This window comes from Candidatus Nitrosopumilus sp., from assembly GCF_029882185.1.
Taxonomy (GTDB): domain Archaea; phylum Thermoproteota; class Nitrososphaeria; order Nitrososphaerales; family Nitrosopumilaceae; genus Nitrosopumilus.
Genome location: NZ_JAOULD010000019.1, coordinates 1 through 20,592, shown reverse-complemented (window position 1 = coordinate 20,592; position 20,592 = coordinate 1). Strand labels below are relative to the sequence as shown.

33 protein-coding genes, 1 tRNA gene and 1 pseudogene are annotated in these 20,592 nt (G+C 34.4%); 22 read left to right on the top strand and 13 right to left on the bottom strand.

All coding sequences use genetic code 11. The features are described from left to right. Positions 1-69 precede the first annotated feature (69 nt). On the top strand, positions 70-567 hold the full coding sequence (locus tag OEW78_RS06640) for a hypothetical protein (RefSeq protein ID WP_300325891.1): 498 nt from the start codon (positions 70-72) through the stop codon (positions 565-567). Positions 568-634: 67 nt separating this feature from the next. Continuing rightward, entirely contained in the window at positions 635-784 is a 150-nt protein-coding gene (locus OEW78_RS06635; RefSeq protein ID WP_300325888.1) for a hypothetical protein, read from the top strand. Between the two features lie 2 nt (positions 785-786). Here OEW78_RS06635 and OEW78_RS06630 read toward each other — a convergent pair whose 3' ends face one another. Further along, positions 787-2,064, bottom strand: a complete 1,278-nt coding sequence (locus OEW78_RS06630; protein WP_300325885.1) for a multicopper oxidase domain-containing protein — start codon at positions 2,062-2,064, stop codon at positions 787-789. A 225-nt stretch (positions 2,065-2,289) separates the two neighbouring features. Continuing rightward, positions 2,290-2,772: an RDD family protein gene (locus tag OEW78_RS06625; RefSeq protein WP_300325882.1), complete on the bottom strand. Its 483-nt coding sequence runs from the start codon at positions 2,770-2,772 to the stop codon at positions 2,290-2,292. A gap of 97 nt (positions 2,773-2,869) precedes the next feature. Between OEW78_RS06625 and OEW78_RS06620 the strand changes: the two genes are divergently transcribed. From OEW78_RS06620 to OEW78_RS06610, 3 genes are all read left to right on the top strand, one after another. Further along, entirely contained in the window at positions 2,870-3,001 is a 132-nt protein-coding gene (locus OEW78_RS06620; RefSeq protein WP_300325879.1) for a hypothetical protein, read from the top strand. A gap of 40 nt (positions 3,002-3,041) precedes the next feature. Continuing rightward, entirely contained in the window at positions 3,042-3,875 is an 834-nt protein-coding gene (locus OEW78_RS06615) for a class I SAM-dependent methyltransferase (RefSeq protein ID WP_300325897.1), read from the top strand. A gap of 468 nt (positions 3,876-4,343) precedes the next feature. Then, positions 4,344-5,402 (top strand): trans-sialidase, encoded by a 1,059-nt coding sequence (locus OEW78_RS06610; protein WP_300325876.1) that lies wholly within the window; start codon positions 4,344-4,346, stop codon positions 5,400-5,402. Positions 5,403-5,429: 27 nt separating this feature from the next. On the opposite strand, the gene bcp is transcribed toward OEW78_RS06610, so the two are convergent. Next, positions 5,430-5,894 carry a thioredoxin-dependent thiol peroxidase gene (gene bcp / locus OEW78_RS06605; RefSeq protein WP_300325873.1) on the bottom strand — a complete coding sequence of 155 codons (465 nt, stop codon included), beginning with the start codon at positions 5,892-5,894 and terminating at the stop codon, positions 5,430-5,432. Between the two features lie 103 nt (positions 5,895-5,997). Between bcp and OEW78_RS06600 the strand changes: the two genes are divergently transcribed. From OEW78_RS06600 to OEW78_RS06575, 6 genes are all read left to right on the top strand, one after another. Beyond that, positions 5,998-6,702: an MIP family channel protein gene (locus OEW78_RS06600; RefSeq protein WP_300325870.1), complete on the top strand. Its 705-nt coding sequence runs from the start codon at positions 5,998-6,000 to the stop codon at positions 6,700-6,702. Positions 6,703-6,741: 39 nt separating this feature from the next. After that, complete coding sequence (locus OEW78_RS06595; protein ID WP_300325867.1) at positions 6,742-7,173, top strand: hypothetical protein; 432 nt, start codon at positions 6,742-6,744, stop codon at positions 7,171-7,173. Next, entirely contained in the window at positions 7,166-7,987 is an 822-nt protein-coding gene (locus OEW78_RS06590) for a hypothetical protein (protein ID WP_300325864.1), read from the top strand. The genes OEW78_RS06595 and OEW78_RS06590 overlap by 8 nt, the downstream gene beginning before the upstream one ends. A gap of 38 nt (positions 7,988-8,025) precedes the next feature. Further along, positions 8,026-8,100, top strand: a tRNA-Arg gene (locus OEW78_RS06585). A gap of 201 nt (positions 8,101-8,301) precedes the next feature. Beyond that, a complete protein-coding gene (locus OEW78_RS06580) occupies positions 8,302-9,150 on the top strand; it encodes a CBS domain-containing protein (protein ID WP_300325861.1) in 849 nt (282 codons plus the stop codon). 79 nt (positions 9,151-9,229) lie between these two features. Continuing rightward, entirely contained in the window at positions 9,230-9,592 is a 363-nt protein-coding gene (locus tag OEW78_RS06575; RefSeq protein ID WP_300325859.1) for a hypothetical protein, read from the top strand. Positions 9,593-9,598: 6 nt separating this feature from the next. Here the strand turns inward: OEW78_RS06575 and OEW78_RS06570 are convergent, their stop codons facing one another. Beyond that, the gene (locus OEW78_RS06570) at positions 9,599-9,982 is read right to left on the bottom strand and encodes an Hsp20/alpha crystallin family protein (protein ID WP_300325856.1); all 384 of its coding nucleotides are present in this window, start codon (positions 9,980-9,982) and stop codon (positions 9,599-9,601) included. Between the two features lie 4 nt (positions 9,983-9,986). Continuing rightward, entirely contained in the window at positions 9,987-10,709 is a 723-nt protein-coding gene (locus OEW78_RS06565; RefSeq protein WP_300325853.1) for a PAC2 family protein, read from the bottom strand. A gap of 149 nt (positions 10,710-10,858) precedes the next feature. On the opposite strand from OEW78_RS06565, the gene OEW78_RS06560 reads away from it, so the two are divergent. From OEW78_RS06560 to OEW78_RS06550, 3 genes are all read left to right on the top strand, one after another. Next, positions 10,859-11,278: a hypothetical protein gene (locus OEW78_RS06560; RefSeq protein ID WP_300325850.1), complete on the top strand. Its 420-nt coding sequence runs from the start codon at positions 10,859-10,861 to the stop codon at positions 11,276-11,278. Between the two features lie 74 nt (positions 11,279-11,352). After that, complete coding sequence (locus OEW78_RS06555; protein WP_300325847.1) at positions 11,353-11,850, top strand: hypothetical protein; 498 nt, start codon at positions 11,353-11,355, stop codon at positions 11,848-11,850. Positions 11,851-11,913: 63 nt separating this feature from the next. Further along, on the top strand, positions 11,914-12,279 hold the full coding sequence (locus OEW78_RS06550) for a DUF5654 family protein (RefSeq protein WP_300325845.1): 366 nt from the start codon (positions 11,914-11,916) through the stop codon (positions 12,277-12,279). A gap of 2 nt (positions 12,280-12,281) precedes the next feature. On the opposite strand, the gene OEW78_RS06545 is transcribed toward OEW78_RS06550, so the two are convergent. Then, positions 12,282-12,467, bottom strand: coding sequence for a hypothetical protein (locus OEW78_RS06545; RefSeq protein WP_300325843.1), 186 nt, complete (start codon positions 12,465-12,467; stop codon positions 12,282-12,284). A gap of 66 nt (positions 12,468-12,533) precedes the next feature. On the opposite strand from OEW78_RS06545, the gene OEW78_RS06540 reads away from it, so the two are divergent. After that, complete coding sequence (locus OEW78_RS06540) at positions 12,534-13,520, top strand: dienelactone hydrolase family protein (RefSeq protein WP_300325841.1); 987 nt, start codon at positions 12,534-12,536, stop codon at positions 13,518-13,520. A 292-nt stretch (positions 13,521-13,812) separates the two neighbouring features. Then, positions 13,813-13,971 (top strand): CBS domain-containing protein, encoded by a 159-nt coding sequence (locus OEW78_RS06535; RefSeq protein WP_300325839.1) that lies wholly within the window; start codon positions 13,813-13,815, stop codon positions 13,969-13,971. On the opposite strand, the gene OEW78_RS06530 is transcribed toward OEW78_RS06535, so the two are convergent. Next, positions 13,972-14,397 (bottom strand): hypothetical protein, encoded by a 426-nt coding sequence (locus OEW78_RS06530; protein ID WP_300325837.1) that lies wholly within the window; start codon positions 14,395-14,397, stop codon positions 13,972-13,974. A 48-nt stretch (positions 14,398-14,445) separates the two neighbouring features. On the opposite strand from OEW78_RS06530, the gene OEW78_RS06525 reads away from it, so the two are divergent. From OEW78_RS06525 to OEW78_RS06505, 5 genes are all read left to right on the top strand, one after another. Further along, a complete protein-coding gene (locus tag OEW78_RS06525; RefSeq protein WP_300325834.1) occupies positions 14,446-15,006 on the top strand; it encodes a DNA-3-methyladenine glycosylase I in 561 nt (186 codons plus the stop codon). A gap of 22 nt (positions 15,007-15,028) precedes the next feature. Beyond that, positions 15,029-15,394 (top strand): carbonic anhydrase, encoded by a 366-nt coding sequence (locus OEW78_RS06520; protein WP_300325831.1) that lies wholly within the window; start codon positions 15,029-15,031, stop codon positions 15,392-15,394. A 4-nt stretch (positions 15,395-15,398) separates the two neighbouring features. After that, complete coding sequence (locus OEW78_RS06515) at positions 15,399-16,673, top strand: divalent metal cation transporter (protein ID WP_300325828.1); 1,275 nt, start codon at positions 15,399-15,401, stop codon at positions 16,671-16,673. A 178-nt stretch (positions 16,674-16,851) separates the two neighbouring features. Then, positions 16,852-17,367 (top strand): ferritin, encoded by a 516-nt coding sequence (locus tag OEW78_RS06510; RefSeq protein WP_366523043.1) that lies wholly within the window; start codon positions 16,852-16,854, stop codon positions 17,365-17,367. A gap of 48 nt (positions 17,368-17,415) precedes the next feature. Then, complete coding sequence (locus OEW78_RS06505) at positions 17,416-17,748, top strand: hypothetical protein (protein WP_300325822.1); 333 nt, start codon at positions 17,416-17,418, stop codon at positions 17,746-17,748. Between the two features lie 2 nt (positions 17,749-17,750). Here OEW78_RS06505 and OEW78_RS06500 read toward each other — a convergent pair whose 3' ends face one another. Genes OEW78_RS06500 through OEW78_RS06490 form a run of 3 tightly spaced genes read right to left on the bottom strand, consistent with a single transcriptional unit; the run spans position 17,751 to position 18,426 of the window. Continuing rightward, complete coding sequence (locus OEW78_RS06500; RefSeq protein WP_014964780.1) at positions 17,751-17,924, bottom strand: hypothetical protein; 174 nt, start codon at positions 17,922-17,924, stop codon at positions 17,751-17,753. 34 nt (positions 17,925-17,958) lie between these two features. Next, positions 17,959-18,258: a hypothetical protein gene (locus OEW78_RS06495; protein ID WP_300325818.1), complete on the bottom strand. Its 300-nt coding sequence runs from the start codon at positions 18,256-18,258 to the stop codon at positions 17,959-17,961. Between the two features lie 27 nt (positions 18,259-18,285). Next, a complete protein-coding gene (locus OEW78_RS06490) occupies positions 18,286-18,426 on the bottom strand; it encodes a hypothetical protein (RefSeq protein ID WP_300325815.1) in 141 nt (46 codons plus the stop codon). Positions 18,427-18,639: 213 nt separating this feature from the next. Here OEW78_RS06490 and OEW78_RS06485 point away from each other — a divergent pair, with 213 nt between their 5' ends. After that, entirely contained in the window at positions 18,640-19,086 is a 447-nt protein-coding gene (locus tag OEW78_RS06485) for a pyridoxamine 5'-phosphate oxidase family protein (protein WP_300325894.1), read from the top strand. On the opposite strand, the gene OEW78_RS06480 is transcribed toward OEW78_RS06485, so the two are convergent. From OEW78_RS06480 to OEW78_RS06470, 3 genes and pseudogenes are all read right to left on the bottom strand, one after another. Beyond that, positions 19,081-19,860: a DNA repair protein gene (locus OEW78_RS06480; RefSeq protein WP_300325812.1), complete on the bottom strand. Its 780-nt coding sequence runs from the start codon at positions 19,858-19,860 to the stop codon at positions 19,081-19,083. The genes OEW78_RS06485 and OEW78_RS06480 overlap by 6 nt on opposite strands. Positions 19,861-19,897: 37 nt before the next feature. Continuing rightward, entirely contained in the window at positions 19,898-20,098 is a 201-nt protein-coding gene (locus OEW78_RS06475; RefSeq protein WP_300325809.1) for a hypothetical protein, read from the bottom strand. 2 nt (positions 20,099-20,100) lie between these two features. Further along, a pseudogene (locus OEW78_RS06470) lies at positions 20,101-20,592 on the bottom strand (lysine--tRNA ligase); the annotation flags it as partial.

Genomic DNA, 20,592 nt, shown 5'->3' with positions numbered 1-20,592 from the left:
CTTCAGTTGCATATACCGGATTCAAAATCTACAAGGTCAAAAGACCAAAACTAACATCGAGGTGATTTGATGAATACAAAAATCATCTCAATTATTTTTCTTTTATTATTTTTAGTTCCAATACCTGTATTTGCAGACGATGATGATGCAGAAGATACAATAGAAAATCTTGGATGGGTGGCAATTGGTGCAGGAGTTATTGCAAATCTGCCGTTTATCTTCTTTAACAAGTGGAGAAAGTATGCCGTACGCGCAGGTTGGCAGTCACTTTTAATGGCAAGACAAGCAGTGTCATTTTACAAGCCTGTTTTGAACTTTCATATCATTCTCAATTCTATTGGCTACTTTGCAGGAATGACACATGGATTGCTTTTAGTAAGTGATCTAGATTCAATTTCATTGTCACTTGCAATTACCATGACTGTTTTGATGATAAGTGGAATTTTATTGAGATATACATCATCAAGGCATACCAAGATTTTCACCAGATTACTACACGGGCAATTTGGATTGCTATTGTTACTGATAGCATTAATCACACTTCATGTTTTGACAGGAGACGATTGATTATTAGACCCACGTGGAACAAATATAATCATAATTTTTAATTCTGAGAAAAATAAAATTCTCAGTTATGGCAATAATTTATGAAATTTCAGAAGATACAAAGAAATTCCTAAAAAATATGCCAAAAGAAATCAAATCACTAGACGATGTATCAAAAATCCATCAAAAATTAACTGAGGAATACGATGCATTGGAAAACAAAAAAAATAAAAAATGAGGTTAAATCACTTTGAAAAGTGACATCATTCCTGCAGAGATATGATCATTGACATGACAATGGAACATCCATGTTCCTACATTGTCGGGAATAAAGTCAACAGTCTTTAGACTGGCTGGCATTAACTCCATTACGTCTACTCTCATTCCATTCCACAGTACAGTGTTTCCATGCCAATGTGGTGTATGTAAATCCACTTCAGTTCCCATGCCAATTAGATACCAACGTACATGTTCACCTTTGTTCAAGGTTTGTCCTGGCAGATTTCCATAGACATATCCGTTAATGCCGTGCATGAGATTACTTTCAGCAAAGTCATCATTTCCAACTAGTTCCTCATTATCACAAGTCTCATCGGTGAATCTTTCTAGATTATCACATAGATAGTTGCTAGAATTTTCATCTGAAACTGTAAAGAGGCTCACCATTTCTCTATCTACATCCATGGGTCTACCGTTTGAATCAGCCATTCCTTTAGATGTGATTACAATTGGACCAACAAGTCCTGAATTGGTATCCATTGGAGAATCAACATGTGAATGATACATCCAAATTATTGAACTTGGATCATTTGGTCCAGGTCCTGCACGTTCTGGCACATCCCACTCATAGGTATGTATTTGACCTGGAGAAACTATTCCATCAGATTTGTTACTTGCAGAAGTTCCATCATTGTATTCAGCACCTTCTGAATCTTTGTCATAAAAGACGCCATGTGGATGAACAGAGTAATCTAGTTCTTCAGAATTATTTTTGAATACAACTTTGATTGTATCACATACTTCAGCATGAATCATTGGTCCAAGTGTTCCAAGATGTTCCCATTCAGAAGATCTTGGTTTAAGTTTTGAAAATGTGTCATCGGTATACTCACGATATAATGCCTTGATGTAAGTACTCCCAATTCTATCTGAAGAATTTTCAACAAATACATTCTCATCTTCATTAAACTCTTGTCCTTTCATTTGGTTTATTCCCAAAGGAGCATAATCCCATTCTACTTCGTCTGCTGCAATGTAATGGGTACGAGTTATACCTTCATTGCTTTTGCATTCACTAGTTTGAGACGTGGTTTGAACTAGATCTTCTTTTGGGGAAGAATAGCTTGAAGCAGATTCAGAACACAATCTATCTCCACAAACTTTGTCAGATCCAATTGCTGGCAGTCCTACCCCTTGACCTTTGGCGGCTTCACTTTCTTGAAGTAAACCTATTGACAGAAATGCAACAAGAGTTACAGACAATGCGATTATCACAAGAGACGTTCTTGATTTAGTCATTGTACAGATGAAAGAAATTTTTCTTTTAAACTGTAGGTACGTTCTTTAAAGTTATTCTAATTTTTGGGAACGAAATTTGGATTACTGAGATTTATCCTGTCCACTGTTTACAAAATATTGGATCTCATGAAAGAAAAGAAATCAGTACGTGAAATTGAGATGGATTGGATTTTAGATGTTGCAAATATCCTTTCAAAACAATTATTCAACAAAATATCACAAAATTCAATCTTTTAGATATTTCATATCTGATGCTTCTTGAGAAGCTCTAATTTTTACAGTTATGGTGTCTCCTAATTTGTTGAAAATCCTTTGTCTTTTCTCGTTAGTCAAAATCAATCCTAGAATTACGTCCAATGGCAATAGGAATGATTTTCCAAAACAACTAAGTAGAATTCCTTGCAAGTTTGGTTTTTTGCCTTTGATGTCTGTGACTTTTAAATTGAGAATTTTTTTCCCTATTGTCTGACCTGTTTTGTATTCTAAAATTACCCAATATGCAAAAAACAAGATGCTGGCTGGAATGTATTGTGTATTTTCAGCCCATAGACCACCCTCATCAAATTCATAATAAATTGACCCAAACGATAAAAAAATTATCATCGTAGAAACGCTTGAAATTATTATAAAATCAATTAACCATGCAAGAAACCGATCAGTCCATTTTGCAAGTGTGATGTTGGAATCTGTTCCATGATCATTATTCATGTGATAACTTGATATTTCAAATTAATAAAACATGTTAATCGTTGGTTGACCTTATTCGCAACACAATTGATTTATCTTCCGTTGATGGTATTAATCCATGAAAGCAAAGTTTGCAACATCCTGTTCTTCTTGCGGTGATAAAATACAACCCGGAAAAGAGATTGCAAAAAACAGGGACGAAAACTGGGTTCACAAACACTGTGTTGAGGATTCAGAAGGGTTACCTTAGAAATTAATAGTCATATCTTTAAAATAATTTGGAATTATTTTTGATATCGATAAACCCTCTAGACTTATTTTTATGGACATTTCGCAGAAATGAAAAAGATGTTGTAAATCTTTACACTTCTCTTTCTCCTGTTATGCAATTAGCTACAGGAGGTTCAATGCTTAATTTTGGATTCTGGTCACATGATCACTCTGATCCGATCACTGCACAAAAAAATCTCTGTCGTGTTTTTGCAGATATGGCAGAACTATCCGTAGGAATGAGTGTCATTGATGTTGGTAGTGGGCTATCTGCCCCATCTATAATGTGGAGAGATGAATATCCTGATCTTAAATTGTATGATGTAAATATTAATTTCAAACAATTGGTTTTTTCCGGACATCAAAAAAATATTGAATTTTTGAATTCAACTTCCACAAAATTACCCTTTCAAAATGATTCTGTTGATCGTGTACTTGCATTAGAATCTGCACAACATTTCAAACCTTTGTCTGATTTTATTCTTGAATCTAAGAGAGTCTTGAAATCCTCGGGTTTACTTATGATGGCTATTCCGATAACCACCAAAAGTACTTCCTTTAAAGATCTAGGTCTCTTGAAATTCACTTGGTCTTCTGAACATTACAGTATGGATTATCTGAAAAATCTGATTTTAGTTAATGGTTTTTCAATTTCTGAAGAAAAACTAATTGGTTCAAATGTTTATGATCCTCTTGCAAACTATTATGTTAAAAATAGGGAAAAAATAAGAGATATGATTCTGAAAAGTTATCCGTCATATGTTGAAAAAATACTATTCAAATCAATTCAAAAAATGAAAAAAGCCTCTGAATCTAAAATAATCGACTATGTTCTCTTGAAATGTCATTTGTAATTTCACTCTTAGCATGTCTCTTGAAATCAAATTTTCTGTGGCCGTAGATATTCTGACTATGAAATTTTTTCTTCTAACAATCACATAGTTGTAATTCTCAACCGTCTGGAATTTCTGTTTGATATGATTTTCCCTTATGTCTTGTATCAAAGAATTGGTGCCTGCAATCTCTGTTTCATCTCCTACTGACAAAACATCTGTTCCATGAAATTCATACAAAAAAATAAGACCTGTGGTTTTATCGATAATTTTGACGTTTTGGCCTGTGCTGTCCTTAACTAACCCATCTTGTTTGATTCGATTATCAATTGCAAATGTTGTCTAATTATGATTTTTCAAATCTTTTGAAATATTGTTCCATACCTTTAATGGAGTTGATATGACGTATTCATGAAATTTACAGCCCTATTCTGATTTCTCTTTTGATGATCAAAATGTAAATAAACAATGCAGTGTTTCCTGTAAGCAATGGCAGAAAAAAGCAAGGCACAAACGAAAAAAGATCTAGAATCTAAAATTGCAAAACTGGAAGAAAAGTTGACAAAACTATCTTCACAACTTGAAGCCAAAGCAGAAACCAAACCATCTGAAGTAAAACCAGCTGAAACAGAACCAGCAGAAACAAAACCAGCTGAAACAGAACCATCTGAAGTAAAACCAGCAGAAACAAAACCTGCTGAGAGACCTGCAACAACTACAAAACCAAAAGGCACACTGCCCAAAGGATTTGAAGAGAAGCCTGCAGAGGTTAAACCGGCAGAAACAAAACCTGCTGAGAGACCTGCAACAACTACAAAACCAAAAGGCACACTGCCCAAAGGATTTGAAGAGAAGCCTGCAGAGGTTAAACCGGCAGAAACAAAACCTGCAGAGGTTCCAAAACCATCTGAGACCAAATCACAACCTCCAGCAACTGTACAAGAAGCATTAGAGAATGCATACTATACTGCTCCAATGACATCATTCCATGATTACAGAGCCAAAGTAACTGGTTATTCTCCAGCTCCTAACAGATACTTTGTCAGACGAACTGCTCCTGTAGGAAAAGTTCCAACCAGAAATTGGAATGATCAAAAAGCAACAGTAACTGGTTACACCGCACCATCAAACCAGTACTATGCAACAAGAGCAAGAATCGCATACCACCCTGCTGATAAGACATTTGGAAGTTTTAGTGGAATCAATATGACAGTTGAAGGCGTTGCAGCAAAAGCACAACAAACTCCAACTCCAGAACCACCAAAGCCTGCAAAAGGTACTTTGCCAAAAGGTATGGCACAAACATCAATACAACAATCTACATCTGACAATGGAAGGTCTAGAGAAGAAAAATTAATCGAATATGAAGCAGATTACTTGCAAAGACTAGAACAACAAAAAATTGATGAAGAAAAAGCATTTGATGAAATGCTTGAAAAAGAAACAAAAGCTCGTTCTACCGCAAGTAGGGGCACTTTGCCAAAAGGTTTTGAACCAAAACCTGAAGCACCAAAAACATCTAGAGGCACGCTACCAAAAGGTTTCTAAATTTCTAAAACCTTTCTTTACTTATTTTTATCTTAGATTTTGAAAATCTTCAAAGACTTCCTTTGAATGTCCTGCCGGTTTTACTTTGGGATAGATTTTAAAAATTTTACCTTTCTCGTTTACAAGAAATGTGCTTCTCATCACTCCCATGTATTCTCGACCCATGAATTTTTTCTTACCCCACACACCAAACAAGTTTGAAACTTCTTTGTCGACATCTGCTAATAACGGATATTTGATTCCCATTTTGTCGCAGAATTTTTTATGGGATTCAACATCGTCTGGACTAATTCCAATTATCTCAATTCCTTCTTTTTGGAATTTCTTATAATCTTTGGAGAATTCATCAGCTTCTGTGGTACATCCTGGCGTGAAATCTTTTGGGTAAAAGTAGATGACGTGTTTTTTGCCCTTAAAATCACTTGATTTTACCTTGTTTCCATTTGCATCATTTATTGCAAATTTTGGAACAGAATCCCCTTCAGAAACCATGTATTATCAAATAAAATGATCTGTAATTAATTACTTTTTGAAATAAGATGATCATAAACCAATGTCGAATCTTTTATATGGATATACGCGAGGCTTTAGCTTGATGGTTAATCCCAGAGCCTATCTTGCAGAAGCAATTGCAACTTATGGCTTGGTATTCTTTGGTCCTCTTTCAGTAATTCTAGCAGTCTCTGCATTTGGCGAAGAATTAACAACCCAGTCTGTATTGTTCATTTCTCTTGGACACGGCGGTGCCATTGCTTTGATGGTCTATGCATTTGGACATGTTTCTGGCGCTCACATTAACCCTGCAGTTACAATTCCTATGATGATTACAAAAAAGATTGGAATCGCAGACGGAATTGGATATATCATTTCACAATTAATCGGTGCAGTAGCCGCAGCTGCAACACTTGCAGCAATATTGCCTGAACTTGGAGCAAAAGTAAACTTTGCAACACAAGGTGGGCCAAGTGATTTAATCAACAACAGTATCGGTTCTGGATTTGCAATTGAGGCAATCCTGACATTCTTCTTGGTAACTGTAATCTTTATGACTGCAGTACACAAAAAAGCATCCCCTGGATGGCATGGATTTACAATCGGTGGGATGGTCTTCCTTATTCACTTGATTGCAGTACCTTTGACTGGTGCATCAGTTAATCCTGCAAGGACATTTGGCCCTGCATTGATTTCTGGATTCTGGGAATTTCATTGGTTATACTGGGCGGCACCAATTTTAGGCGGAATCATTGCAGGTTTGATAATGAATTATGTTTACACAAAACCTGCAGAAAAAGAAGTATAATCCTAACATTTTTAAAAATTTGAACTTTTATCTTACTATATGACTTCTGCTGAAGATATTTCTAAAATGTTTGAGGATGAATCCAAGAAAATTGAGAATTTGTTTGATGTTGCAGATTCAAAAACTGAAATGAGTATTCATGAAATAGTAGAGGCATATTATCAAGTCATGAATGTCTCATCTATGGCTAATATGCTAAAACAAGTCAATCCTGAGCTTGAATTGAAGAAAAAAATCAGTAAAACTGAAAAACTAATCTCTCAAAGATTTGATTCCATAATTCATCCTAGAATTATACAAAACTTATCTGCCTCTATCCAGGAATTGACAAAGAAATTGCAATCTGGAAATTCTGGTGAAAAATCAAAAGAACAAACAGAACTTGATACCATGCTCTTTGATGAACTGCGTCAAAGCATGAGCACTAAAGAATTCGTAGAACAATACGAGAATGGACTTTCTCATGATTGATCAATTTGCAAAAAACTTAGTTGAACTGAAAAAAGAATTTGTTAGAGTATACGATGGTAAAAGTCAAACCCCCGAAGTTATCCCAACCTCAAAATCAGAATTGTTTCCGATAGAAGAACCGCATTTAGAGTTACTCCATGAATTTGCAGCAAAAAATCCTATCCATTACAACTCCTTTGAGAAAAAAATTGGCTCTGTTGATTGCATTGTATATGAAGGTGACATTAACAAATATTGGCTAAATAGCATTCAGCACGGTTCAAGCAAAGCCCCTTTTTCTCCTACATGGATAATGTCCAGTTATGTAAACACATTACTTGCAAAATCTTTGGGTTACTCTGAAGTGATCGATATTGGATCTGGAGATGGTCGTATTGCATTTTGTGCTAGAGTTTTGGATATGGCCTCATACAGTATAGAAATTGATGACATGCTGGTTGATTTACAAAACCGTCTGAATGGCATTGTTGACTTTTACTCTTATTGCTCTGATGCTGTTTTGTTTGACTATTCGTCATTGAATTTGACAAAGCCTATCTTTTTTATTGGAGGCCTTGCACAAATGGGTGGTATTTCTCTTGCATCTGGCGTGTTAAAATCAATCCGATCTATTTCCCATCTAAAGAAAAAATCTGGTTGGGTTTTTGCTGGAACCCTGTCTCCAAAATATGCCCCTGATCCAAAAAACGAGGCTGGTTGGGGTACTTTGATTGAAGACAATGATCTCAAACCCGTACAACATATCTCATTGCCCACTGCTTGGACATTACATGAACCTGATGAAACCCAATACATTTTTGCAGAATCTTACTGATAGCAATCCAAATTAAGCGTGAATTTCCCAAACTTTTTGGACTCGTTGCATAGCTTGGATAGTGCGATTGCTTGCGGAGCAATAGGTCGTCGGTTCGAATCCGATCGGGTCCGTTAATCTTTTTGGCATGAACTGTCTTGTACAATTCAAATTACGATGCTAATTGAAAATTCAAGCCTGCAAAAACATATGCCTTTGCAGGTTTCTTGAAGATGTTTGTAGTTCATCTTTATGATATTTATCCATACTGAAAGACGATTTTCATGAGTGGTAATTGTATGGAGTTTTTTATAACTCTCTGATTTTGTTATATCGTGAAGCATGCTAAAGACTATCTGAATAATCCTCGAACCATAAAACTCGAATCCACATTAGATGATGTTTTAAAAAAAATAATCGATGAGAAAAAAAGTAGGCTTTTAGTCACTGAAAATGACAAAATTACAGGCCTTGTAACTGAAAAAGATTTGGGATTCTTTCTGTTAACTGACAACACTGAAAGAAAACTAGAAGAAATTCCATTGTCTGAAATTGTTAAAAAAATTATATCTGTAGATGAAAATGCCGGACTGGATCAATGTGCTAACATTATGTTAAAAAATGGAATTGGATCTTTGGTAGTTACATCTCATAATAATGTAGTTGGAATTTTAACTAAAACCGATCTTGTGAGATATTTTACAAAATCCCACCCTGGTGAAAAAATTGTCGGCGAATACATGTCTCCTTACTATGCTTGGATGTATTCTGACACTCCACTTTACAAAGTAGTCCTAAAAATGATTGAACAAAAAATTTCTAGAGTAATACTACGAAATCATGATGAAATGCCTGTCGGCATTGTAACTTTTAGAGATTTGTTCAAACTTGCACTTGATCTAGGCCGACAAGAAGATGTCCTTGACAATACTGATCCTGCTATCTCTGTAATATTTCCTAGAAAGGGATTCATCTCTGAATCTGGTTTTGGTGGAAGTACCAAGATTGAAGAAATAATGAGTAGGGATATTGTTTCTGTAGATTATGATGATGATTTGGCAAAAACAGGAAAAATGTTACTTGACAAAAACATCAATGGTGCTGGTGTTTTATCTGGACATGGCAATATTATTGGAATAATCAGTAAAACTGACATTGTCAAAGCACTGGCATTTCTGAAATAGTCTTAACTTGGGATTTTTAGGGCAAAAATTCAATGTTTTCATCTAAAACTCTAATAATTCCCCATTTCTAATAGATTCATTGGATTATGACAAATTTTGCTCTCAAATTTTAGATGCAGAACCCAAAATTCGATTTGCAACAGTCTATGACGAATGGGCAAATAAGATTGGGGGTGGGATGAGAGATGGTGTGGAAAACTTGCTTTCTCCGCATGCTGAAAATGAACTAGTCAATATTTCCACACTTGATTGGAAAGCACGTAAAGATATGTCGAAATGGCTTGGGAAAACAAAATACACTTTGGCTGAATATGATAAAGTAAAACGTTTTTCATTTTATCTTGGAGATGATCACTTGCTTCTTGTAAGCACTGAAAAAGACTGTGATACTAATACTGTAGTTGATCAGGTGATTAGCCTATACTACAAAAATCAAGATTAGATAATTCTAATTAATTTTAATTAAATTACCTGCCGTTCTTTTTGGAATTTTTATCTCCAATCTTCCTTTTTGAAATTTTGCTGTTGCTTTTTTGCTGTCTATCTTTTCAGGCAGTGAGATTGATTTTTTAAAATATTCAAATTTTGTAATGGTTCCTAATTTCTCCTCTGAATATTTTTGTTTGAGTTTTGCCTCTACGTTAACATAATTTCCATCAAAACTTACTTTGATGTCTTTTTTTCCAACCATTGGAAGATCAAATTCTACCCTCCAATGATTATCAAATTCCCTTAAACATGAAAGTGGTGACAATGTTTTATGTTCTATATCATCAAATAATGAACCAATTATTGGTGGCGTAATTCTGAATCTCAAATAACTGTCTTCCATGTTATCACTTGTATATTTGTGGGACTCTTGTTTCCTTCCCTTGTTCCTGTTGTATTGCTCGAAGTGTTTCTTCCATTAGCCTTCTATGTTGAATTCTAAGCTTTTCTATTCTGTTTTGAATGTCATTTGTATCTACTTCTATATCTAAAATTTTTGCAAGTGTTACTATGGCAACAACAGACGCTTCAGGATCCGGAAAAAATGGATGGCACTCTGCATACAAAACCAATGCTGGAATTGTTGTTTTTCTGAACACTGACATTATGGCAGCATCGGTTCCAAAAATAGATCCATCCAAAAATTTTGGAATTTGATTATTGTAAAGTATGTTATCTAATGTTGAATGCGTGACTAATCCATAAATTTTTGGAGCCTCTTTTTGTTGGTTTATTGTCTCCATTCCACTGACCATCATTATCTTTTTTATTGCATTTTTTTTACAAAATTCCAAAACTGCAAGTGCAAATCCTTCCGCCAAGTATTGGTTAAATGGAACATCTGAAATTATGATGAAAATGTTATTTTTGTTGTAAACTCTGATCGGTGCTAGAATTTCCCCTCCTTCGACAAATAATGTCGGAGTAAGATCTGGGACCTCAATTTCCCCGATTTGTTTCATTTTGAGATGATGAATAAGATACGAAATAGAAAATGTTCCTACAAGACCATTGCTGGGAAACCCTATGAGCAGTGTGTTTTCCTGCGTATCTGGTTTCACAATTTTCATGTTTTATTTTTCATGCCAATCAACATTAAAAGAAAACCTCGATTATCAAAATTGAATATCGCATATTTTTCAAATTCGTTTAGATCATTTTTCTGAATGTCTAATACACAAAACAATACGCTTAATTTTGCATCTTTTTTACACTCTATATGATTAATCCTGAATTAATGGAGTTGCTTGAAAAAAATGATATTTTAGACATACTGACTGACTCAGTTGCATATCAATTACAAAAAATTAACAATGTTGAGAAAACAAATGAAGGCCGTGATTGGTATCAGGAATTACCTCAAATTGTGAAAGAAAAATTCGATAATTATAAAAAAGATTATGAAAACCTTGCTCGTATTTTGGCATTGGAACATGAGCAAGTCCATAATGAGATGAATAAAGGATATTATTATTGGAGATTGCTTCGTTCTGCTTGTACTACTTATAGAAATGACTTGGTAGAATATGACCAACAATTAATCCTAGAGTTTAATCTGCCTGAAACTGAGGCGATTTCTGATAATTCTGTCTTAAACGAGTGTATTGGTGTTTTAGACAAACATGCAATTGAAAAATAGATTTCTGCTCTCGCTTGTTTTGACTATGAATGAATATTTTGAATCTTTTTATGAGTAAACAACAAGATGATACTATGGAATTAAAATCTGAAAAATCCATTAAAGAATACTTGGAAAAATTACCTGATGATACAATAATCAAATATTATCTTGATGTGGAATATAGCCCCTTTCCAGTTCTAGTACTCGAAGAATACACAAGACGATTCACACGAAAAACCAAAAACGAAATCATAAAGGATTTAAAACTACAAACCCGTCTTGCAAAAAAGAAAACCAAAGAATTAGCCACAATGGCAAAAAAACACAAATTGGTTGATGACGTGACACGACAAAAATCTGAAGAGATTTTTGAGACTGCAAAGAAAAAAGGCTACAGTATAAGTGAAAAAATTGCCACCAAAGGCAGTATTCTTGGTTCAAGACTAAAAAATAAAACAAAATCTACTCTCACATCTTCATCCAACAAAGATCTTGATTTGTTAAAAAAACTCGGAGATTTACAAAAAGCAGGAATTATCACAAATAAAGAATTCCAAGAAAAAAAGAAAAAAATCCTATCTAAAATCTAGTTTTCTTCTCTGATTTTGAGATTATCTTTTAATACTTCTTACAAATAATGCATGTAGATTATTTTGGCTGATGATGAACAACCTTCTTCAATCAAACAAGAAATTCTTGATAAGATTGCCGCATTAGTTGCTGCTGCTTTTGGTCTTGTTGCAGCACTTGCATGGAATGATGCAATTAAATTGTTATTCAAAGAACTATTTGGAACTCAAGACCAAGTAGGCCCCATGATCATCTATGCTATATTTGTCACAATAATTGCAGTCATTTTGACAATAATTGTTGCACGTGCTGCATCCAAAGCAAAAAATGTTTTGATTAAAACATATTCGTGTTCTTTGTGTGACTTTAAAACTCAGGTTCAGTCTGAGCTGATGGAACATAATGTAAAAGATCACGCTGCAAACCAAGACAAATTTCTTAGTAAATGATTTTAAAAAATTGATGGTTTGTCATATAGGAAAAAGATCAACACTCCTGTAAAAATTACAAATGCTGCCATAAAATATATCACAACATGAAGTATTCCTATTTTTTTACTGAGATAATTGCCAACAAATATCATTGAAATACCCATCAATGTGACGACTGTTCCTATGATGATATTTGACAATTCCATGTATGTTTGAATTTTTTCCTGCATCTAAAAGATCCTTTAAATTCTATTTTAGCATGACTATTCTCAATGAGTTTGGCCTCTGTTCTATTTTTTTCTGTCTCATCTGTCCTTTTGTTGTCTGCATTCTTGCCTGCTTTTGCACTTGCTGAATCAGGAAACCTCTTTTTTCCATCTCCTTTAAAACAAATTTCAAATGGTATCTCTCCTTCCAATGTGGTTTGCACTGAAGGAAACTCTCTTGTTCTAAAACAATCAAACGGTTTGCCTGCATGTGTAAATCATTCTTCTGTTGAGAAATTAATAATGCGAGGTTGGGCAATTCACGTCTTGCCTGATTATGTTGACGAAAATAATAATTCTGAAATATTCCCTCTTGGAACATACCTGATAACCTCTGAGATGATTGTATATCTTGATGATGTTTCAGGTTATTTGGCAAAGCCCATCGATAATGGAAATTACCCTGGTATTGTAATGATTCATGAATGGTGGGGCTTAAACGAAAACATCAAAGAGATGGCAGATAAACTTGCATCTCATGGATACATTGTTCTTGCAGTTGATCTTTATGGCGGAAAAGTTGCAACTACCTCTGATCAGGCAAGACAGTTGATCACACAATTTGATTCAGATGATGGACTGCAAAACATGAATTCAGCTGTTTTATTGCTAAGTGGGAATTACTCTGTAAGCAATGTTGGTTCTATTGGTTGGTGTTTCGGAGGAGGCCAGTCTCTAAACCTTGCACTTGCTAGTGATAACATTGACGCAACGGTGATTTATTATGGTTCAGTTGTATCTGACCCTGAAGCTTTGTCTGTTATTGATTGGCCTGTTCTTGGTGTATTTGCAGAATTGGACAAAGGAATTCCTGTTAAATCAGTACATGCATTTGAATCTGCACTGAACCAAGCTGGTGTAGAAAATCAAATTCTCATCTATGATGGGGTTGATCATGCCTTTGCCAATCCTTCTGGGGAACGATTTGCTCCTGATGCATCAAAAGATGCATGGACTCAAACTATTTCTTTTTTGGATTCTAATCTCAAATAATCCTTAAAGAAATCAAATTTTTTATGAATGTCTTAAATATTGCAATTTCTTATGAAAATAATGGATAAATCGGATTTCAATTCTTTACTAGTCCAAGATGTTATGACTAGGGCATTAATCAGTGAAATTATCTACTACTGCATTGCAAGTTGCAAAAATGATGGCATAAGGTGGTATCGGAGCAGTATTTGTACAAGATGATGGTAATCCTGTAGGAATTGTAACTGATAGAGACTTTGCAACAAGAGTAGCTGCAAATAATTTACCATTTGATTCTCCTGTGGGGAAAATAATGTCTTCTCCTTTGATTACTATAAATCATAACGAGCCAATTTCTAGTGCAGCAGAAAGAATAACTAGTAAAAAAATTAGAAAACTTGCAGTAACTGAAAATGGGAAGATTGTAGGGATTCTCACTTCTACAGATTTAGTTACACAATTGACAAAATAACTAGAATGTTTTTGTTTTTCTAAGAAATATTGTAACTGATGCCATATAACATCCTGTGGATATCACTTCAGAAATTAAAGATGCTAGATATGGCTCTATTCCAACCTCGAGAAAATAATACAATGTAGGCCAACGTATTCCAAGGTATATTATTTCACCAACTCCAAATGATGAAATCAAAGCCAGTAATTCCTTTTTAATTAAGTTTGATTTCATGGACCTGTATCGTTCTATGTTGTCCCAGTAAAACAACACTGAAAAAATACCAAAATAAATCACATATCCAATAACAATGGTGATTGTTGTATTGAGATAGTTCTCTTGATCTGCTAATAGTTGCGATGCAATTGCAGATAACGATGCTGAAATTACAAAGCAAATGAGAAAATTCCTATTAATTTGTAATAATTGTGGATTTAGCTTCATGTATTCTCTACGGTAAATGTTATTTTGATTCATCTCATAAATCAAACTGTGAAAAAAAGATGCCAATGGGCAAAAGATGAACCAAATATCACATACCATGATACTGAATGGGGAATTCCACAACACGATGATCAAAAACTATTTGAGTTTTTGATATTGGAAGGTGCGCAAGCTGGCCTTTCTTGGACTACTATTCTCAAACGCAGGGATGGTTATAGGAATGCATTTTCTAACTTTGATGCTAAAAAAGTGTCAAAATTCACCCAAAAACATGTGGAAAAACTGCTTCATGACGAATCAATAATACGAAATAAACTGAAAATTTCTTCTGCAATAAAAAATGCGCAAATGTTTCTTAAGATCCAAGAGGAATTTGGCTCCTTTGACAAATACTTGTGGGCTTTTGTAGATGACAAACCCGTCAAAAACAAATTCAAGAAATTATCTGATATTCCCTCTTCTACTGAAATTTCTGAAAAATTAAGCCAAGATCTAAAAAAACGAGGTTTTAATTTTGTAGGTCCTACTATTTGCTATGCCTTTATGCAAGCAATTGGAATGGTAAATGACCACACTTCTGAATGCTTTTTGTATAGAAATAATTTTTAAACCAGGATAATTCTCTAAAATCATGGCAGACGGAAAATTTGCAACATCTGTGTCTTGCATGGATGGACGAATTCAAATCCCTTTGAACAATTGGATAAAGGAAAATTTTTCTGTAGACTATGTAGACACCATAACTGAACCTGGTGTAGACAAAAACATCACAAATGTTCTTGAATCCATAAAAAACAAAGTTGGGATTTCAATCAATGCCCACAAATCTGAATTAGTTGTGGTGTCTGGTCACTATGATTGTGCTGCAAACCCTGTGTCTGATGAAGAACATATCGCTCAAATCAAAAATGCGGTACAAGTAATTTCTTCATGGAATTTGAATGCCAAAGTCATTGGTGTATGGGTTGACGGTTCATGGGCTGTTAATACTGTATAAAAGAATGAATTCAAGATTTTCTCAATTCTCCAAGACTGCTGGACCTGGAATATTATTTGCATGTACTGCAATAGGCGTGTCTCATTTGGTGCAATCGACTAGGGCTGGAGCAGATTTTGGCTTGATGATATTGGGGTTTGTTGTATTGGTTACCTTACTCAAATACCCTTTCTTTGAATATGGTTCTCGTTATGCAAATTCTACACAAACAAGTATCATTGATGGATACAAACAACTTGGAAGGCCTGCATTATGGTTATACTTTTTGCTTACGATTGGATCTATGTTTTTTGTAACTGGCGCTGTAGGGTTTGTGACTGCAGGATTTTTTGAAAATCTTTTTGGACTTGATTTTCTTGGGGAATGGACTGTGATTATCTTGTTTGCCGCATGTGTTGGAATTTTAGCAATTGGAAAATATAACGTACTTGATAGTCTGATTAAGATTGTTGCCATTGTTTTGTTAGTGTCTACTGTTTCAGCATTTTTACTTGCATTGTATAACGGACCAATATCTCCAATATCTGGTTTTGAACCAAAAGATCTTTGGGATGTTTCTGGAATATTTTTTTTGCTTGCATTGATGGGGTGGATGCCAACAGCAGTTGATCTATCAAGCTGGAACAGCTTGTGGACATTGGAGAGGATAAAGCAAACAAACTACAAACCAAAACTAAAAGAAACTTTGTTTGAATTTAGATTGGCATATCTTATTACGGGAATTCTTGCAGTTATGTTTGTTGTACTTGGGTCTTTCATTTTTTATGGCTCTGGTGAAGAATTATCCAATAACAATTCTCTATTTGCACATGAGATTGTTACGTTGTATACTGATACAATTGGGGATTGGAGTTACATTATCTTTGCATCTTCTGCATTTACTGTGATGTTTGGAACGATTATTGCAGTTTTTGATGGATATTCTCGTTCTTTACAAAGAACTATTGAATTGATTTTTACAAAAAAAGAGGAGAAAATACGCACAAGATTTCGTACATTCTATGTGTTTTTCCTACTTTTGATTTCCACAGGTTCGCTTTTGGTGATTTTCCAATTTGGAAATAATCTAAAAGAACTGGTGGATTTTGCAACTGTTTTATCTTTTGTGATTGCCCCGATAATTGCAATTTTTAATTTTAGATTGGTAACTGGAAAACATCTTGATGAAAATCATCATCCTTCTTTAGGATTAAAAATTCTTAGTGTTTCTGGAATTATTTTCCTTATTGGATTTGCAACAATATTTGCAATGTTGAAATTAAATTTCTTTTTACTGTGAAACTGATTGTTCTTTATGTTCGCCTTCAAACATTTTGAACCGTAGAAAATAACGCAAAATCACTGTCTAGATTGCTTGGATTGGGTTAATTCTTTTGTGTTGGTCCTCTACCAGTGCTACTAAATTGTGACTTGTAGAAAGTTATTTTAACAGAGAAAGTCAAGTAAAAATGAAAATCATGAAAATTTCAAAAAACATGCAAAATGCACTAAACAATCAAATTGCATTAGAGGCAAACGCATCAAACAGTTATCTTTCTATGGCATCCTGGTGTGAAATCACTGGATATGAGGGAGGAGCTAGTTTCTTTTATGCCCAATCTGATGAGGAAAGAACCCACATGCTAAAGATTGTTCACTATTTGAATAATCTTGGAGTACAGGCAATTATCCCTTCAACAAAGTTGCCTGCAAGTAATTTCAAGTCTCTGGAATCTATCTTAAAGACTGCCTTGAACAGCGAACAGTTGGTCACTGCTGCAATCCACAAGATGGTTGAAATTGCACAAAAGGACAAGGATCATTCAACATCTGTCTTCCTGGAATGGTTTGTAAATGAACAAGTGCAAGAAGAAACAAAGTTTGAAACTTTGATCCAAAAGTTTGAACTCATTGGACGAGACAAGCTTGCAATTAATGAAATAGATAAGATATTGGCAGCTGATGCTGCAGCTTCGGCTGATGCTCCTGCTTAGAATCTTTTTTTCTAAAATAATTAATACTTCATTATTTTCAATACCACCATGACTGTAACTGTAACAAGAAAGCCTGGTGGGGTTACTCAATTATTCAATACTGAAACTGGCCGTGTTACCTACAAGTGCAAGGCAGAATCAGGATACATGCAAATTGAAGCATTTAGAGGAATTGTAAAATTTACCCAAAAAGGGGCAATGGCGACAGTCACCGGACATATTACCTCCCTTGAATCTTGCGATGTCTTAAAGAAAGATCATTCTGAATACAAACAAGCATTATCTGCAATTATATCTGCCCATAAAGAATTTGCACAAAGTGTTTCTGATTCATACCAAAAAAAAATTCAGAAACTAGAACATGAATTATCTGGACTTTGATTTTAGCCATAAATCATACAGTGTTCACATTCACAAACATCTTGCTCTTTTGATTTTTTTAGACATTTTTTATGTTGTCCTGCCTGACACTGTACACAAATTTCATCGAGATTGTCGACTGTTGTATATTTTTTTGATTGATCAAAACCAAATCCTCCATCTTTTGGGCCTACCATGTTTTTATTGAATCAAGGTTCTATTTCTACTTCACTAATTGATCACAGACTTTATCTTGTCTTGCAAATCTTTCTTGTGTGTTTCAATGATGCCTCTGATTTCAAAGGTATCTGCATATCCTCCAACTGAAGCACGTGTTGCTTTGAGTAAATAATGCAAGGATCCTTCCTCAATTTTTCCAACATAGTATCCGTAAAGAAAATCAATCTCATTTTCGCACTTCCAAATTTGTTTAATTGATGGAAATGTCTGTTTTATTTCTGTAGGTATTTCTTGAATTCTTCTCTTGATGTATTGATCAAGTGATTTCCTAATTGTTGAATCTTGTAACAAACTGGATTTACTTTGTTGATGCTTGCTTTAGTCTTTTTTGTCTTTGGTTTCCTCAGGGTTGTCCCACATGTGCATTGTACCTCTAACCATAAACGAACCTACAATTATGGTGACAAGTCCTGTTACTATGAATAAGAATAATTTTCCGATATCTTTGATGCTTGCCACTGATTACTCTTCATCTTTCTAATTATAATAGTCTGGGGTAAGCAATTAGATTCAATAATGAGTTTGAGGAATTCTTCTCAAATGTCAAAAATTAAACAGATTGCTGCCTGGATTGCAATAATTGGCGGTGGAATTGCATTTTTCTTCTTCTCTATAGAGATGGCTGAATTCATGCGATAACTGTGAAAACTAAATACCCTCTGTCTCAGAATGATGTTTGTGATTACCGAGAACATCAAAGATTTTCTTAATTTACAAAAACTTGCCTATGTTGCAACTGTTTCACATGATGGCAGGCCAAATATTTCTCCAAAAGGCACTGTGATTGGATGGGATTCAGAAACATTAGCTTTTGCAGATATTCGTTCTCCTGACACTATGAGAAATCTAAAAGATCACCCTGATGTCGAAATTAATGTCATTGATCCTCTTTCACGTAAAGGGTTTCTGTTTCAAGGAAAAGCCAGTATAGTTGAGGACGAATCTGTATATGCAAAAATTCTAAACCATTATAGACAAAATGGAGTCAAAAGCAAGATAAATTCCATTGTTCTAGTTGCTGTTTCAAATGTGTCTGATGTGACATCTCCCTTGTATGATGTGGGTATTTCAGAAGAAGAGATTAGATCAAAATGGCAAAAACATTTTGCAAATTTATGATTCTTTTACTGAATTAATATTCTGTTTTAATTTTTCCAGTTCTTTTTTTGTATTTTCATGTCCCTCTCTTTCTTTTTCTAACAATGTTTGAACTGTTTCTAATTCCTTTTGTGTGATATTGAGCTTTGATTTCAATGACCCTACAACTGCACTTGCAGCTTCGATAATCCCTGCAGAGCTTTTTTGGTTTTCATTGTTTATACCAATGAATTCTTTTTCTGAAGGAGTCAAAATACTTGTATCCTCAAATGTGTCTTTCTTGTCTAATTCATCTTTTGCATTATATAATCTGGAATTTGCTTCCTCTAACTCTTTTTCAACTTCAACTTGTTGTTTTCTGATGTTATGTAGTGTAGATTGTTCTTGCACAATTTGCTCTTTTAACTCCTCATATTTTTTTGTGAATTCTTCTAACTCTTCTTTGATTTTAGAATGTTTTTCTTCGGTTACTCTGAATTTATTAATTGATTCTGAATCTTTAATTAATTCTGTTTTTTTGTTTTTCTCTTTGGTTTCTCTATATTCTCGTTTAATGATATCTAATTCCATGTTTTTTTGATTGAGTTCTTTTTTTACCAACATTAGATTGCCTACTGTGGAATCATACTCTTCTTTTACTGAAGAAATTTTTTGAGTAATTTTGTCTAATTCCTGCTGTTTTTCTCTGAATTCTTTTTGAAGGTTTTCTACCTCTGATTCAAGTTCTGTTTTGAGTATTACTTCTTCACTTGTGTCTTCTATTTCTTCTACTTTTTTTTTACCAAAAAATCCCATGTCTCTATCTGCTTTTCTCCAAAAGATGAACCTATCTTTATGCTTTCTTTATCTTCCATCTAAAGAATTTTAGGTAGAATCCAATACTTCCGATAGCGATTCCGGCTATCCATGCAATTGTGCCTAATCCTGCTTTGACTGTGCCTTCCTGTGGGGCAAGAAATAACAACAATGCTCCTAGAATGATTAATGCAAATCCTCCACTGTTCTTTGATCTGTTATGCTCTCCGTGAACCATGATTATGTATACTCTGAAAGTGTTTTTGCTACTTGTTTTCTTCCTATATCTGAAATGAATGGTCCTATTTTGGGCCCTCTTGAAGTTCCCAATATTATTTGATATAGTATTTTAAAGAAATCTTTTGGTTGCACATCATTTGATTTTGCAATCTGGTATATCGTATTTTGAATATCTTCTAGTTCTTTATCCCCTCCTAATTCGTCTACTAGCAATTTCAATGCCTTCTTTGTCGTGTCATCTAAATCAACTTGAGTTTTTTCTTGCTCGTCAAATTCATCTGAATAGTTACCTGCAAGCTCAATGAGTTTTTCTATTTCAGGTTCTGGATTTTTTATTACTCCGTAATCTAGGAGTTTCTTCATCACTCTTTGACCTCTATTTTCTTTGAAGATTTTTGCTAATTCTACTATTAGTCTATAGTTTACATGTGTGCTTGATTGTTTTGGTGGGTTTAGTAGATTTACATATTCGTAAAGCCCTTTTGATTTTGT

What these genes read in the sequence shown, in the direction of transcription:
- OEW78_RS06560 (WP_300325850.1), top strand. Translation starts at nt 10,859, where the DNA reads ATGATTAATCCTGAATTAATGGAGTTGCTTGAAAAAAATGATATTTTA.
- OEW78_RS06620 (WP_300325879.1), top strand. Translation starts at nt 2,870, where the DNA reads ATGAAAGCAAAGTTTGCAACATCCTGTTCTTCTTGCGGTGATAAAATA.
- OEW78_RS06515 (WP_300325828.1), top strand. Translation starts at nt 15,399, where the DNA reads ATGAATTCAAGATTTTCTCAATTCTCCAAGACTGCTGGACCTGGAATA.
- OEW78_RS06630 (WP_300325885.1), bottom strand. Translation starts at nt 2,064, where the DNA reads ATGACTAAATCAAGAACGTCTCTTGTGATAATCGCATTGTCTGTAACT.
- OEW78_RS06500 (WP_014964780.1), bottom strand. Translation starts at nt 17,924, where the DNA reads ATGGTAGGCCCAAAAGATGGAGGATTTGGTTTTGATCAATCAAAAAAA.
- OEW78_RS06600 (WP_300325870.1), top strand. Translation starts at nt 5,998, where the DNA reads ATGGTTAATCCCAGAGCCTATCTTGCAGAAGCAATTGCAACTTATGGC.
- OEW78_RS06545 (WP_300325843.1), bottom strand. Translation starts at nt 12,467, where the DNA reads ATGGAATTGTCAAATATCATCATAGGAACAGTCGTCACATTGATGGGT.
- OEW78_RS06595 (WP_300325867.1), top strand. Translation starts at nt 6,742, where the DNA reads ATGACTTCTGCTGAAGATATTTCTAAAATGTTTGAGGATGAATCCAAG.
- OEW78_RS06510 (WP_366523043.1), top strand. Translation starts at nt 16,852, where the DNA reads ATGAAAATTTCAAAAAACATGCAAAATGCACTAAACAATCAAATTGCA.
- OEW78_RS06480 (WP_300325812.1), bottom strand. Translation starts at nt 19,860, where the DNA reads ATGGGATTTTTTGGTAAAAAAAAAGTAGAAGAAATAGAAGACACAAGT.
- OEW78_RS06555 (WP_300325847.1), top strand. Translation starts at nt 11,353, where the DNA reads ATGGAATTAAAATCTGAAAAATCCATTAAAGAATACTTGGAAAAATTA.
- OEW78_RS06475 (WP_300325809.1), bottom strand. Translation starts at nt 20,098, where the DNA reads ATGGTTCACGGAGAGCATAACAGATCAAAGAACAGTGGAGGATTTGCA.
- OEW78_RS06610 (WP_300325876.1), top strand. Translation starts at nt 4,344, where the DNA reads ATGGCAGAAAAAAGCAAGGCACAAACGAAAAAAGATCTAGAATCTAAA.
- OEW78_RS06530 (WP_300325837.1), bottom strand. Translation starts at nt 14,397, where the DNA reads ATGAAGCTAAATCCACAATTATTACAAATTAATAGGAATTTTCTCATT.
- bcp (WP_300325873.1), bottom strand. Translation starts at nt 5,894, where the DNA reads ATGGTTTCTGAAGGGGATTCTGTTCCAAAATTTGCAATAAATGATGCA.
- OEW78_RS06565 (WP_300325853.1), bottom strand. Translation starts at nt 10,709, where the DNA reads ATGAAAATTGTGAAACCAGATACGCAGGAAAACACACTGCTCATAGGG.
- OEW78_RS06505 (WP_300325822.1), top strand. Translation starts at nt 17,416, where the DNA reads ATGACTGTAACTGTAACAAGAAAGCCTGGTGGGGTTACTCAATTATTC.
- OEW78_RS06625 (WP_300325882.1), bottom strand. Translation starts at nt 2,772, where the DNA reads ATGAATAATGATCATGGAACAGATTCCAACATCACACTTGCAAAATGG.
- OEW78_RS06535 (WP_300325839.1), top strand. Translation starts at nt 13,813, where the DNA reads ATGTCTTCTCCTTTGATTACTATAAATCATAACGAGCCAATTTCTAGT.
- OEW78_RS06520 (WP_300325831.1), top strand. Translation starts at nt 15,029, where the DNA reads ATGGCAGACGGAAAATTTGCAACATCTGTGTCTTGCATGGATGGACGA.
- OEW78_RS06485 (WP_300325894.1), top strand. Translation starts at nt 18,640, where the DNA reads ATGTTTGTGATTACCGAGAACATCAAAGATTTTCTTAATTTACAAAAA.
- OEW78_RS06590 (WP_300325864.1), top strand. Translation starts at nt 7,166, where the DNA reads ATGATTGATCAATTTGCAAAAAACTTAGTTGAACTGAAAAAAGAATTT.
- OEW78_RS06540 (WP_300325841.1), top strand. Translation starts at nt 12,534, where the DNA reads ATGAGTTTGGCCTCTGTTCTATTTTTTTCTGTCTCATCTGTCCTTTTG.
- OEW78_RS06570 (WP_300325856.1), bottom strand. Translation starts at nt 9,982, where the DNA reads ATGGAAGACAGTTATTTGAGATTCAGAATTACGCCACCAATAATTGGT.
- OEW78_RS06640 (WP_300325891.1), top strand. Translation starts at nt 70, where the DNA reads ATGAATACAAAAATCATCTCAATTATTTTTCTTTTATTATTTTTAGTT.
- OEW78_RS06635 (WP_300325888.1), top strand. Translation starts at nt 635, where the DNA reads ATGGCAATAATTTATGAAATTTCAGAAGATACAAAGAAATTCCTAAAA.